The following is a 12,055-nucleotide window of genomic DNA, read 5'->3' as shown; positions in this document are numbered from 1 at the left end:
TGCCGCCTAAAAGGCGGCCCGGATGCCTGATTATCGGGTATTCGGGGAGGATTAAGAGGGTATTTGGGTAGAATTAAGGAGTGATTGGGGCGGAAACAGCCGAAAACCTGTGTTTGGGTTTCGGCTGTCGAGGGAAAAGGAATTTTGCAAAGGTCTCAGGTCGTCTGAAAATATTCAGACGACCTTGACTATAAAGAACGATATCAACAAAAATACGCCCATGCCCCATTTAAACGGCGGCACATCTTTTGCAACCAACCGAACAGACCGACCCAAAAAGGAAAACAGATGAAAACCATCCGCATCAAAATCTGCGGCATCACCCGCCCCGAAGACGCCCGAAAAGCCGCCGAGCTGGGCGTCGATGCCATCGGTTTGGTTTTTTACGCCGCCAGCAAACGCGCCGTCACGCCCGAACAGGCAAAAAAAATCGTGGCAGCCCTTCCCCCTTTCGTCTCCGTCGTTGCCTTATTCGTCAATGAAACAGCAGAAACCATCCGCGAAACCCTCCGGCAAGTACCCATCGACATCATCCAATTTCACGGCGACGAAGACGATGAATTTTGCCGTCAGTTTGACCGCCCCTATCTCAAAGCCATACGCGTCCAATCCGCTTCAGACATCGAAGCCGCACAAACCCGATTCCCCAACACCCGCGCCCTGCTGTTTGATGCCTACCATCCCAACGAATACGGCGGCACAGGTCTGAGCTTCGACTGGACGCTGCTGCCGGACAATCTGACCAAACCTTGGATTCTGGCAGGCGGCTTGACCCCGCAAAATATCGCAGCAGCCATCCAAACCAGCAATGCCGCGGCAGTCGATGTTTCAGGCGGCGTGGAAAGCGCCGGCGGCATCAAAGACGAAGCCAAAATGGCTGCCTTCATCCAAGCCGTCCGCGCCATTCGGTAAACCTTTTGGTCACAAAAAGCGTTGGTGCATTTTATGCCGTTTTACATGGAACAGGCATCCTGTATCTTATACAACACACAACTTACCCATTGATTTATATAAACTTTAAGAAAAAATAGGGCGATTACCTGACATTTTGTAAGCAGACAATCTGCCGTTTTCTCAAAAAATAGAAAATTTTTGCATATAAAAATTTGACAAAACGATGCCTTTCGTAGATAATAACGCCCGTTGAGTTGCTTGATGCAGCTTGATTTTTCTCCTCTATTTCTCCTTTGTAGACTTGGCGCATATCCTAAACGATATGCGCATTTTTTTATCTTGATTTTCCAAGTTTAAAATAAAATCAAATAAAACAAGATATTCCCATCTACTTCAATTCTCACGCACACAAAAATCCATCTTTAGAAAACGTATCATCCCCAATAAAAAATCAACAAACACCCACCATTTACCCTCCCCTGTCAAAGCAAAAATAATGGTTGCAAAGCGTGTTTCCTCTTTTCCCTCCTCCGTTAATTTGAAATACCGATAAAAAAGGTCGTCTGAAAACAAAAAATCCGTTTTCAGACGACCTTTTAAAATCATTCGGTATTATTCGGCGTTATTTTGTGCCACTTCTTCAGTTTCGGCGGCTGCGCCGACTTGCTCGGCTTCTACTGCCTCAGTTTTCGCTGCCTGTTTGGCCGCTTGGCGCTCGGCTTGTTCTGCCAAAGCCTGCTGGACAAACGGATGCTGTTGGGCGATGGCTTGTTCTTCCGCGCTGACTTCGCCTTTGAAGCGGTTGTTCAAATCAAAACGTTTTCCGCCGCGCGCCAGGGCTTTGAGGTAGCGGGGGCGGCGGCAATGGTTGGCGAGGACGCGGGCGATCAGGGCAGGGTCGTATTGGGGCAGCGCGGCAACAAGGTCTTGGTCGATGCCGACGGCCAGCGGTTTGAATCGTTTGAAGACGTCGTATTTGCCGTAGATGTGGTCGGCAATCATGTCGGTCTGTTTTTTCTTGCTCATGGTTTGGACGGCGGATTTCAAAGCTGCGCCCAAAGCGGTTTCTTGTGTCATGTCGTTTGTATTCCTCTAAAATAAAGCCGTGCGTTTCGCTATGGCACGGTAATGGCAGTATTTTAGTATAAAGCCTGTGTTTTGGCTAAGTTTTTTTGCGAATGTTCGATTGTAAATGTTTATTTGCGGACGGGCCGGCACACTTATCTTAATAGGCGTTGAGAAAGGTCGTCTGAAAATGTTCGGCACAATCCGTCATGTTTGTTTTCAGACGACCTCTTTCGATTTTATCCGCACTACTTGGTAATGTCTGGCGTATCGACGGCTACGTCGGCATTTTGCGCGCGATGGCGCAGGGCGTGGTCGATAAGAACGAGCGCGAGCATGGCTTCGGCGATGGGGGCGGCGCGCAGGCCGACGCAGGGGTCGTGTCTGCCGTGGGTGGCGAGTTCGACAGGATTGCCGTTGATGTCGATGCTGCGGCGCGGTGTAGCGATGGAACTGGTGGGTTTGATGGCGATGTTGACGTGGATGTCCTGGCCGGTGCTGATGCCGCCGAGGATGCCGCCGGCGTGGTTGGACAGGAAGCCTTGCGGGGTAAGTTCGTCGCCGTGTTCGCTGCCGCGCTGGACGACGCTGCCGAAACCTGCGCCGATTTCCACGCCTTTGACGGCGTTGATGCCCATCATGGCGTAGGCGATTTCGGCATCGAGGCGGTCGAAAACGGGTTCGCCTAAGCCGACAGGCACGTTAACCGCTTCGATATGCAGTTTCGCGCCGACGGAATCCAACGATTTGCGTACGCTGTCCATATAGTTTTCCAGCTCGGCAATTTGGCTTTGGTTGGCGGCGAAGAAGGGATTTTGGGAAATGTGTTCGTAGCCTTCAAACTGAATTTCTTTTTCGCCGACTTGGGTGACGTAGGCGGTGATTTCCGTGCCGAATTTTTCTTTCAGCCATTTTTTGGCAACGGCTCCGGCGGCAACGCGGGCGGCGGTTTCGCGGGCAGAGCTCCTGCCGCCGCCGCGGTAGTCGCGCGTGCCGTATTTGTGCCAGTAGGTATAGTCGGCATGACCGGGGCGGAAGCTGGTGGCGATGTTGCCGTAGTCTTTGCTGCGTTGGTCGGTATTGCGGATTAAGAGGGCGATGGGGGTGCCGGTGGTTTTGCCTTCGAAGACGCCGGAGAGGATTTCGACTTGGTCGGCTTCGCGGCGTTGGGTAACGTGGCGGCTGGTGCCGGGTTTGCGCCGGTCGAGGTCGGCTTGGATGTCTGATTCGGTCAATGCCAGTCCGGGCGGGCAGCCGTCGATGATGCAGCCCAAACCTGCACCGTGGCTTTCGCCGAAGGTGGTAACGGTGAAGAGTTGTCCGAAAGTGTTGCCTGCCATGTTTTCCCTCTATCGGTCATATACTGAAAGATGACGGATTTTAGCATACAAAGGTCGTCTGAAACGCTTTCGGAGGACGAATCCCGCCTTTGACACGTCTTCTGTTATCGAATCAAATCCCAAGCGAATTTGCCTATGGTCAGGCACAGCAATACCATAAATCCGTAACGCAGAAACTGGGTGCCGCCGCGTATCGCCAATTTCGCGCCGACCACGCCGCCGCACAAATTCGCCAGCGCAAGCGGGATTGCCCACGCCCAAACGACGTGTCCTTGCGGGATGAAAAATGTCAGCGCGGCAAGATTGGTGGTCGAGTTGATGACTTTGCCCGATGCGTTTGCCGTCAAAAAATCGTAGCCGTAAAAGCGGACGAACACGAAAGCCAAAAGGCTGCCCGTCCCCGGCCCGAAAATCCCGTCGTAAAAGCCAATTAATGCGCCGAAAAACAAGCCCCACAAGGTTTCACGGCGCGTCAGCTTCTCGGTGCGCACCGTTTGTCCCAAATCTTTTTTGATAAAGGTATAAACACACATGGCAATCATGATGACCAGCATCGCCGGTTTCATGTATTGCACGGGGAAAAAGACCACGGCTTTCGCGCCCAGATAGGAAGCGGCAAACGCCAGCACGGCTGCGGGCAGCAGCATTTTCCACGGTACGGGGATTCTGCGCAGATATTGCCCCGTGGCAGTAACCGTCCCGCAGCATGAGGCAAACTTATTCACGCCCATCACCGAAGCAACAGGTGTGGAAGTTGGCAGCAAGTTAAACAGCCCGGGGATTTGCAACAACCCGCCGCCGCCGACCGCCGCGTCCATCAGTCCGGCGCAAAATCCGGTGAGCAGTAAGAGGTAGAAAAAGGAATCTACGGGCATAGTCCCTCCCTTGAAAAAAGCTGCCTTATCGGTGTCGAGCGATTGTGGCGGAATGCTATCTGGAACAGGCGGTATTTTAACTGAAACCCATCTGCACTGTATTACCGCCTATCCCGTTTCAGACGACCTTTTCTTTTAGATTCAGTCACTCACATTGCGGAAGAGGCGTTCCTCCATTAGAATCCGCCCTTCCTTATTTTCCCGCCTATTAAGGTACTACGACTACGGACAAAACCGTTTTTAGACGACCTGTTTGACCCGATACCGCAAAAGTGCAATGCCATTGATTGCTGACTGACTTTCTTTTCAGTCGCTTTAAAGATATAGTGGGTCAACTTAAAGCAAGGGTGGCTTTGCGTTGCTCTGCCCTGCGTTTTATCTATCTACCTAAATGATGCGTTTCAGCTCAGTTGAAAGAAACTCCGCGATGAAAGAATTAGACAAAACCGACCTGAAAATCCTGAAAATCCTTCAGCAAAATGCCCGAACACCCATGACGGAGTTGGCAGAAAAAGTCGGATTATCCACTACTCCGGTTACCGAACGCGTCCGCCGCCTTGAGCGCGACAATTTCATTACCGGCTATCATGCCCGCCTCAACCCGCACCAACTCGGGCAAAGCCTGCTGGTCTTTGTCGAGCTGAAGCTGCGTTCCAAATCGGGCAATATTTTTGAAGATTTCCGTCGTGAAATCATGCGGATTCCGCAAATTTTGGAATGCCACCTCGTATCCGGCGAATACGATTACCTGATCAAAGTCCGCCTGCCCAATATGGCGGCTTATCGGGATATGTTGGGCAATATCCTGCTGCACCTGCCTGCAGCAGCGGAAAGCCGCAGCTACGTCGTCATGGAAGAAGTCAAAGAAACGGCAGTGTTAGACTTAGAGTGATTTAACTACATTTAAAAAGGTCGTCTGAAAGTTTATAACGTTCAGACGACCTTTTTTCAAAATACCTTTTATACCCACGATAGAAACACTATCAACCAAGATGCTTTGACAGTTTCAAACCCATCCCATCCCCATCAAGCCCAAGCATTTTCCTACCAAACCCACAAACAAAAAAAAATGCACACATTCAATTGAATGTGTGCCAAGTCTACAAAGGAGAAATAGAGGAGAAACTATTAACTGACTACTCGAACCAGCTAACGAATCGAATTATCCATGAAAATAAAATTTTAGGCAAGTATTTTTCTTGTAAAATTTCTAAATTAATTCATTGTAATATTTAAGCTGTAACTCTATTTCATTGCTCTTAACCTGCCGTATCCCAATAAAATAAAAACCACCCGCTGCAAACCGAATACCAAACCGGCATCAGCAGCTTCCAAGCCTGCCCGCCGAATCAATGTTAAAATACGCGTCCCTGTCATTCACGAGCAAAACACATCATGACCGCCGCCATCGAACACGTCCAAGCTGCCGCCTTTGATTTGGACGGCACATTATGCGATTCCGTCCCCGACCTTGCCGCCGCAGCCGAAGCCATGCGCGAATATCTCGGCATGGAGCCGCTGCCCGCCAAAACAGTAGAAAGCTACGTCGGCGACGGCATCGGCAAACTCGTCCACCGCGTCATCACCAACGACCGCGACCAAGAAGCCGCGCCCGATTTATGGGAAAAAGGTTTCGTGTTCTACATGAAATACTACCGCGACCACTTGAGCGACTTCACCCGTCCCTACCCCGAAACCGAAGCCGGACTGGCATTGCTCAAATCGCTGGGCATCCCGCTGGTGGTCATCACCAACAAAAACGAAATCCTCGCCGCCGAACTTTTGAAACAACTCGGACTCGCCGACTACTTCAGCCTGATTCTCGGTGGCGACAGCCTGCCCGAAAAGAAACCCAGCCCGCTGCCGCTGCAACACGCCGCCGAAGTCTTGGGCATCGACCCCGCCAATATGATCATGGTCGGCGACTCCCGCAACGACATCATCGCCGCCAAAGCCGCAGGCTGCCTCAGCGTCGGCGTTACCTTCGGCTACGGCGACATGACCCTGCTCTCACAAGACAAGACGACCAAGCCCGATTGGATTATCGGCTCACTGCCCGAAATCTACGAAAACCTGCGACCGAAAAAAGCAGAAGACGACGAGTAATCAGTATCCTTGTTTTCAGACGACCTTTATTTCCACTTCAAAGGTCGTCTGAAAATAGAGCCGTGGAAATAAAAAGATTCGTCATTATCGAACAAAGAGAATGACGGAATGAAAGTTGCTTATCTCTCCTCTATCCTACGACACACAAGTCAGATTCAAGAATCTGACCTACGAATCGACCTTTTCAGACGACCTCTGCATGAAACCCCAAAAATCCCTACGCACCCGCGCGATGGACATCCTTTCCCGACAGGAAATCAGCCGCGTCGGACTCAAGCGCAAGCTCGTCCCGTATGCCGAAAGCGAAGAAGAATTGGAAAACGTGTTGGACGAATTTGCCGAACGCAACTGGCAATCCGACCAACGCTACGCCGAAGCCTACATCCACAGCAAAAGCCGCCAACACGGTTCTCTGCGTCTGAAACAGGCATTGGCGCAGCAAGGCATAGACGAAACCGTCAGTCGCGAATTCATGCCCGACAAAGCGAGCGAACTGCAAACCGCAGTCGCCGTGTTGCGCAAAAAATTCAAACAGCCCGCCGCCGATTTGAAAGACAAGCAAAAACAAGCGCGCTTCCTCGCCTATCGCGGCTTCGATATGGACACCATCCACACCGCGCTCAAAAGCAGTTGGGACGGAGACGATGCTTTTGAATACGGAGAAAATTAAACCGCCCTGCTTGAATCTTCCTGTCCATCGGCGTACCCTTACGCTTTTGCCACCCATTCACAACAGAGATGACCATGTCCGAAGAACAACGCAACGCCCCTAATCCGCTTTTGGAAGACGAACGCAAAAACCCTGTTTACCGACTCGGTCGGGCTGTCGCCGGATTTATGGTTATCGTATGGGCGGGCGTATTGATTTTGGTGTTTTATTTAGTATTCCGTTTTTGGTTAAACTAAATTTCTCGCTCTCTCTACATCCCATTTTTTACAACCGTTTTCACTTTGCAAAAAGGTCGTCTGAAAAATCAAATATCGATTTTTCAGACGACCTTTTCCAATACTATAGTGGCTTAACTTTAAATCAGGACAAGGCGACGAAGCCGCAAACAGTACAGACAGTACAGAAACCGATTCACTTGGTGCTTCAGCACCTTAGAGAATGTCTCTTTGAGCCAAGGCGAGGCAACGCCGTACTGGTTTAAAGTTAATCCACTATATCAAAACACATTTGAGTTCAGATCAGGCAACACCATACCGGCTTAAAGCCATTCACGTTAAATTATCTATCCGCTCAAAACCAACCGGCAACAGCGTGAAGCAGATAAGTTATACCGCCCCACGCCCATTTGCTTACTGCAACCGTTATCCAACCCATCAACACCAGCACAATCAAACCGAAAAAATCAGGTATATGCAGATAAAGCCAAGCCGCAACAGGTTTGCGCCAAAAATCTGATTGCTGCTGTTTCTTCTCCAAAGCCGCGTGCATAAACGGTCGCTCCAAATGCAGATCACAATCCACACCATACTCGCTGCGCACATATTCATTGATGACTTTCGAAGTACGGCGGCTCGGCTGCAAGAAAATATCGATAAGCGTACCGACGACAGGAATCATGCCGAGCAACATATCCGCAAAAGCAAGATATACGGCAGGACGCATTTTATGATCCGGCACGCCCAACTCCCGCCCCATGCGAAAAGCCTTCATCGTCAAAAAAAGCCCGGCAATATCCCCGACAAAAGGAATCAGCGACAATATAGCATCAACGCCGATTCCTTGTTTGGTAAAAGGAATGCAAAACAAACTATCCATAGTATTGGCATATTTAGCCAACTCGCGCTCACGTCGGATGATTTCCTGACGCTCATAAGGTATAGGTGTGTGCTTCATCATGTTTTTATTGTAGTGGGTGAATAAAATTCAGAGCGGTACAACGTCATGGTTGTTTACTTACGATCATTCTCCATAAAAACCAATTGCAGTATGGCTGTTTGTAACGCAAGGTCATCTGAAAATACGGTTCCAAATATTGAAAACCATATTTCAGACGACCTTGGGTTCGTCGCTTACATTATTTGATTGGTTTTAAAGTTGGCAGAACGGTATCCCAAATAGCGAGGACTTCGGCTTCGCTACGCTTCGTTCCATCTTTCTTCTCGGTACCAAACTGCATCATGACGCGTGGATTGCCGCCGTCTCGCTCCCAAATCAACATATATTTGTTGCCATCCCACTTGATCAGTTTTTCCGTGCCTGACATGCCGTTAATCGTACGCGGGCCTTGGCGGATGGTGCGGTAGCCTGTGATTTTAAAGATTTTTGCCAATGCGCTTTTTTCCGGAGCAATATCCCGTTGCAGCAGCGTCGGTTCGCCTTTCTCAAGCTCGTCGCCATGCATAATTTCCAGACTCATATCGTGTTGTTTGGCAAAGCCGACAGTAGTATGCGCTGTAAACGGTTTTTTGCCATCGTCCGCAATAAAACCGCCTATCAGGCAGATACCATGCCGATTCGGTACTTCAAATTCTTGCCGTACCCGCAGGTTATTCAGGAAATCTTGGCGGAATTTTTTCTCCATGCCATCTATCAATTCTTTCTCTTTGGCTTTCCAGTTAGCAGGGGCTTTACCGTTTTCAGCGGGAATATAGAAATAACCACGTACGATATAAGCGTCGTTATCATCCAACTTAAAATACAAATCGGCTTCGTAGGGCATTCCCTTCTCTTTAATTGTAATGCTGCGTTCCCAAGAAAAATCGCTACGTGTTACTTGCATCATCGCCCGATCTGGGATCAGGGTGCGGGTATCAACAACAATATCAGTTCCATCATAACCACTACGTTTAAACCTATTGATAGTCCTAACGTTTCTATCCCAATCATTAAACATAACCATCACGCTCCAACCGTTGTAATCAATGTGTGTACTGCCGTGATGACGTTGGGACGGCAGGCGCAATTGATAGCGGCCGCTGCAATAGGGCTGTTCGGTCCAGTAGGCGGTATCGATAGATGAAGAAGCAGTAGTCATGGAGGGATTCCTTTCTGTAAGTGGTGAAACGGCAGGGGCGCATGCGGCAAGTAGGGAAACTGTCAGCAATACAGTAGCGGTCGGTTTCATCATAAGTTCCTTTAAGGGATTAATCTTCCTGTCCGCGTAAAGCGACAGATTCTAAAACAGCAAAAAAGGCATCATGACGGGTTTCATCAAAATTATATGAAGAACCATGCTCATAGCCGCCTACATTTTTATCTCCGGTTACCAATACATCTTTTCTAGCAAAAAAGCCTTGGGTAATCGGCGCTTCTCCCGAAGCAGTAGGGACGGTACCATCTCCCCTGTCTGTCCTCTTTTTTTCAGTAAGATGAAGAAAGTAATCTTCATCCCTCAATTTTATTTTTACCTTACCCCTAGGCCCGGAATCTTCAGGCTTAGTCAATACCGCCTCGATTAACTCTTGCTTAGTCAAGTCTCCAGGGAAATTCCTATCACTCACCCATTTAATAGTATCCCAAGTGAGGTGGTCTTTACTGTCACAAAGACTGATTCGGGTTTTATTGTCATCAGTTAAATAATAAGTAGCATGCTTGTCTTGAAACATTTGCACCTTATCGAAATTAGCTTTAAAAATATCTGCATCTGTTTTATCTTGTTGAAAGATAGTCTTTGTACCATTCGGATTGAAATTAATGTAGTCTATCTGCTCTTCTTGTTGCCCGTCATTAAGATTTTTGGGCTTGGTAGGCCATAAACCAAACCATTTATCATAATTTTGATAGAGTTCTTCAGTATTGAAACTGAAGCGTATATTTTCCCCCTTATGATCTGCCACGTAGAGCCAAGCATTTGGATCGCTTACCTTATCTCCACTAAAGCGGCGTGGAGTATAATTCGGCCAAGGAGTCAGCTGCATGGCACCAGGCGAATTGAGCAAAATGGGGGAAGTTGCGCGCGAAGTAAAACCCAGCACCCCTGCAAAACCAAGCTCTTTCAATGCGCTTAACCATAAAGTCGGCGTGAAATATTCATAAAAACGGCGCGGTGGCGGTTCATGACTAAATCCTGCCCTTAACCGTTTATAAAAAGCAGGTGAGCCCGTAGCAGGCATAACATTATGAAAAATACCGCAGATTTTATCAGCATTTTTAGTTTCACCCGGCTTGTCACCAGTTGCCTTCTTTGCATACGCACGCGTTACCAAACCACCCATGGAATGGGTAAGAATCAAAAATTGCTCACTATTGCATTCTTCCAATGCACGCTGAATACGACTATTCAAATCACTGGGACCAAATGGAAAATTGGTACCATCCTCTTTTTCTGATTCCAAAAACTCTAAGGATCTTGATGAATACCCAGTTCCTGACTCGGCATTGTCACGCAACCAGTTGTAGCCGCATATATAGACAGGAAACTGATAATTCACTACTTTTTTCAACCAGTTAGCCAACATTTTCTGTGCTTCAACGCTAGACTCTTGTTCAGACAAAGGCTTTTCCAATTCTGGCTGCTCTTTGTCTCGATTGATGATATATCGATCTATCCTTGCCAATACGGCTTTCCAAGGCTGCGTGTCTTTTTTCTTTGCAACAAAATTCGCATAATCACTATCACTCAAGCCATTTGTTCCATTTTGATTTCCATTGCTGGTTTTAGCAGCATCTCTAATATCTTGAGCCAAATTATTCAGATTATTTTCTAAAAAAACCGCAAAATCTTGATAAGCATCGGCATTAACCGTTCCCCAGCCTCGAAAACGCAATTGTTCTTTGATTAACTCTTTAGGACGGGGTTTTCCATTTTCCCATCTCTCTTTCCATTCCTCATATTGCTTTTGCTCATCACGAATTTCCGAAGAATCAGAAGAAGGGCTTTTTTGCAGTTGCGCCATTTTGAGATTGTGTCGCTGCTCACCGGCCTTTAAAATCTTTTTTTTCAAACATTCAGTATTAGTTCTTATAGGATTTTTAGGAATATGTATTATCGGCCCTCGCCAATCGACAGCAGTCAATTCTTGATGAATTTCCCGATGACGTGCTTTTACCCTGCGAAACAAACCATCTTTAAACGCTGCACCTATTGATTTTAATAGACCGTTTGGCGGCATCCATGACTTTTCTACTTTCTTCGTCTTGAGTTCTTCCCAGTCCTTGTCCTGATTCTCCTCTCCGTTATCAACATCTTTAGCCGGCTCTCCCGATTCAGATTTTTGACTGGGCTTTACCCAACCGTTTCGATATAGCAGATTGGATCCCATAATGCCGGGGAGAAGCATGATCGGCATATAGCGTGCAATCTCCATCTGGCATTTTTGCTGATCTTCCGTAGATGTCATCCTCGCTTGTGCGGTCGGATTGCCGTTTTTATCCAATGTCGGATTTAATTTAATGTTTGGGTCAATCATTTCTTCTTGTCCTTAGGCAAAAGAGTCAAGGTAAATTTTTCCATAGTAGAATCATTGCGCTGAATGCCGGTACTACCATTTGCATCCGTAGTCCCCCGTATTTTGGTACCGTCAGCACGTGTTAGAACAAATCGGCGGTTTGCAATCGGGCTTCCATTTAAAGTGGTAACGATTACTTCCTGATCAAATTTTGATTTAGGCATATTATTAAACATGTGGCTCAAGCTCTGCGGTCCAGTCACCTCCAACGGCGCCTTCACCCTAACCAGCTTCGGACTGCCAATCTCAATTTCTCCATTCGAGAATTTGATGTATGCGCCTTTACAGGTAATTAAAACTTCCTCTTGCGCTGCGATGTTTACTCTGCCTGAACTACTGGTCAGTACCGCATCCTTCAGCGCATTCAACTGCAACTCG

The 12,055-nt window shown here is 48.0% G+C and carries 13 protein-coding genes; 5 read left to right on the top strand and 8 right to left on the bottom strand.

Features of this window, described 5'->3' with window-relative positions:
* The first annotated feature begins 288 nt into the window (after window positions 1-288).
* Window positions 289-912, top strand: a complete 624-nt coding sequence (locus tag HMPREF2726_RS01170) for a phosphoribosylanthranilate isomerase (protein WP_009311620.1) — start codon at window positions 289-291, stop codon at window positions 910-912.
* 375 nt (window positions 913-1,287) lie between these two features.
* On the opposite strand, the gene HMPREF2726_RS01165 is transcribed toward HMPREF2726_RS01170, so the two are convergent.
* The 4 genes from HMPREF2726_RS01165 to HMPREF2726_RS01150 form a co-directional block, all read right to left on the bottom strand.
* Window positions 1,288-1,500 (bottom strand): hypothetical protein, encoded by a 213-nt coding sequence (locus HMPREF2726_RS01165; protein ID WP_036529093.1) that lies wholly within the window; start codon window positions 1,498-1,500, stop codon window positions 1,288-1,290.
* A gap of 6 nt (window positions 1,501-1,506) precedes the next feature.
* Window positions 1,507-1,971, bottom strand: coding sequence for a ProQ/FINO family protein (locus tag HMPREF2726_RS01160; RefSeq protein ID WP_003777487.1), 465 nt, complete (start codon window positions 1,969-1,971; stop codon window positions 1,507-1,509).
* A gap of 236 nt (window positions 1,972-2,207) precedes the next feature.
* Window positions 2,208-3,299 (bottom strand): chorismate synthase, encoded by a 1,092-nt coding sequence (gene aroC / locus HMPREF2726_RS01155; protein WP_009311621.1) that lies wholly within the window; start codon window positions 3,297-3,299, stop codon window positions 2,208-2,210.
* A 104-nt stretch (window positions 3,300-3,403) separates the two neighbouring features.
* A complete protein-coding gene (locus HMPREF2726_RS01150) occupies window positions 3,404-4,174 on the bottom strand; it encodes a sulfite exporter TauE/SafE family protein (protein ID WP_009311622.1) in 771 nt (256 codons plus the stop codon).
* Window positions 4,175-4,601: 427 nt separating this feature from the next.
* Here HMPREF2726_RS01150 and HMPREF2726_RS01145 point away from each other — a divergent pair, with 427 nt between their 5' ends.
* The 4 genes from HMPREF2726_RS01145 to HMPREF2726_RS14055 all read left to right on the top strand — a co-directional run bounded on the left by HMPREF2726_RS01145 (window position 4,602) and on the right by HMPREF2726_RS14055 (window position 7,186).
* Window positions 4,602-5,066, top strand: coding sequence for a winged helix-turn-helix transcriptional regulator (locus HMPREF2726_RS01145; protein ID WP_003764370.1), 465 nt, complete (start codon window positions 4,602-4,604; stop codon window positions 5,064-5,066).
* Between the two features lie 503 nt (window positions 5,067-5,569).
* On the top strand, window positions 5,570-6,280 hold the full coding sequence (locus tag HMPREF2726_RS01140) for a phosphoglycolate phosphatase (protein ID WP_009311623.1): 711 nt from the start codon (window positions 5,570-5,572) through the stop codon (window positions 6,278-6,280).
* A gap of 199 nt (window positions 6,281-6,479) precedes the next feature.
* A complete protein-coding gene (gene recX, locus HMPREF2726_RS01135; protein ID WP_036529096.1) occupies window positions 6,480-6,950 on the top strand; it encodes a recombination regulator RecX in 471 nt (156 codons plus the stop codon).
* Between the two features lie 74 nt (window positions 6,951-7,024).
* A complete protein-coding gene (locus tag HMPREF2726_RS14055) occupies window positions 7,025-7,186 on the top strand; it encodes a hypothetical protein (RefSeq protein ID WP_009311625.1) in 162 nt (53 codons plus the stop codon).
* 334 nt (window positions 7,187-7,520) lie between these two features.
* Here HMPREF2726_RS14055 and HMPREF2726_RS01130 read toward each other — a convergent pair whose 3' ends face one another.
* The 4 genes from HMPREF2726_RS01130 to HMPREF2726_RS01115 form a co-directional block, all read right to left on the bottom strand.
* A complete protein-coding gene (locus HMPREF2726_RS01130) occupies window positions 7,521-8,123 on the bottom strand; it encodes a DUF4112 domain-containing protein (protein ID WP_070601912.1) in 603 nt (200 codons plus the stop codon).
* A gap of 181 nt (window positions 8,124-8,304) precedes the next feature.
* Entirely contained in the window at window positions 8,305-9,264 is a 960-nt protein-coding gene (locus tag HMPREF2726_RS01125; protein ID WP_009311627.1) for a T6SS immunity protein Tli4 family protein, read from the bottom strand.
* Window positions 9,265-9,373: 109 nt separating this feature from the next.
* On the bottom strand, window positions 9,374-11,638 hold the full coding sequence (locus HMPREF2726_RS01120) for an esterase/lipase family protein (protein WP_070601910.1): 2,265 nt from the start codon (window positions 11,636-11,638) through the stop codon (window positions 9,374-9,376).
* On the bottom strand, window positions 11,635-12,055 hold a 421-nt coding region (locus tag HMPREF2726_RS01115; protein ID WP_148132446.1), incomplete at its 5' end, for a DUF2345 domain-containing protein. The genes HMPREF2726_RS01115 and HMPREF2726_RS01120, both read right to left, overlap by 4 nt.

It is taken from the genome of Neisseria sp. HMSC074B07 (assembly GCF_001810355.1).
Classification (GTDB): domain Bacteria; phylum Pseudomonadota; class Gammaproteobacteria; order Burkholderiales; family Neisseriaceae; genus Neisseria.
Note: the sequence above shows the minus strand (reverse complement) of the source record. Positions and strands in the feature narration are given on the sequence as shown.

What these genes read in the sequence shown, in the direction of transcription:
- HMPREF2726_RS01160 (WP_003777487.1), bottom strand. Translation starts at nt 1,971, where the DNA reads ATGACACAAGAAACCGCTTTGGGCGCAGCTTTGAAATCCGCCGTCCAA.
- HMPREF2726_RS01150 (WP_009311622.1), bottom strand. Translation starts at nt 4,174, where the DNA reads ATGCCCGTAGATTCCTTTTTCTACCTCTTACTGCTCACCGGATTTTGC.
- recX (WP_036529096.1), top strand. Translation starts at nt 6,480, where the DNA reads ATGAAACCCCAAAAATCCCTACGCACCCGCGCGATGGACATCCTTTCC.
- HMPREF2726_RS14055 (WP_009311625.1), top strand. Translation starts at nt 7,025, where the DNA reads ATGTCCGAAGAACAACGCAACGCCCCTAATCCGCTTTTGGAAGACGAA.
- HMPREF2726_RS01165 (WP_036529093.1), bottom strand. Translation starts at nt 1,500, where the DNA reads ATGATTTTAAAAGGTCGTCTGAAAACGGATTTTTTGTTTTCAGACGAC.
- HMPREF2726_RS01170 (WP_009311620.1), top strand. Translation starts at nt 289, where the DNA reads ATGAAAACCATCCGCATCAAAATCTGCGGCATCACCCGCCCCGAAGAC.
- HMPREF2726_RS01130 (WP_070601912.1), bottom strand. Translation starts at nt 8,123, where the DNA reads ATGAAGCACACACCTATACCTTATGAGCGTCAGGAAATCATCCGACGT.
- aroC (WP_009311621.1), bottom strand. Translation starts at nt 3,299, where the DNA reads ATGGCAGGCAACACTTTCGGACAACTCTTCACCGTTACCACCTTCGGC.
- HMPREF2726_RS01120 (WP_070601910.1), bottom strand. Translation starts at nt 11,638, where the DNA reads ATGATTGACCCAAACATTAAATTAAATCCGACATTGGATAAAAACGGC.
- HMPREF2726_RS01140 (WP_009311623.1), top strand. Translation starts at nt 5,570, where the DNA reads ATGACCGCCGCCATCGAACACGTCCAAGCTGCCGCCTTTGATTTGGAC.
- HMPREF2726_RS01125 (WP_009311627.1), bottom strand. Translation starts at nt 9,264, where the DNA reads ATGACTACTGCTTCTTCATCTATCGATACCGCCTACTGGACCGAACAG.
- HMPREF2726_RS01145 (WP_003764370.1), top strand. Translation starts at nt 4,602, where the DNA reads ATGAAAGAATTAGACAAAACCGACCTGAAAATCCTGAAAATCCTTCAG.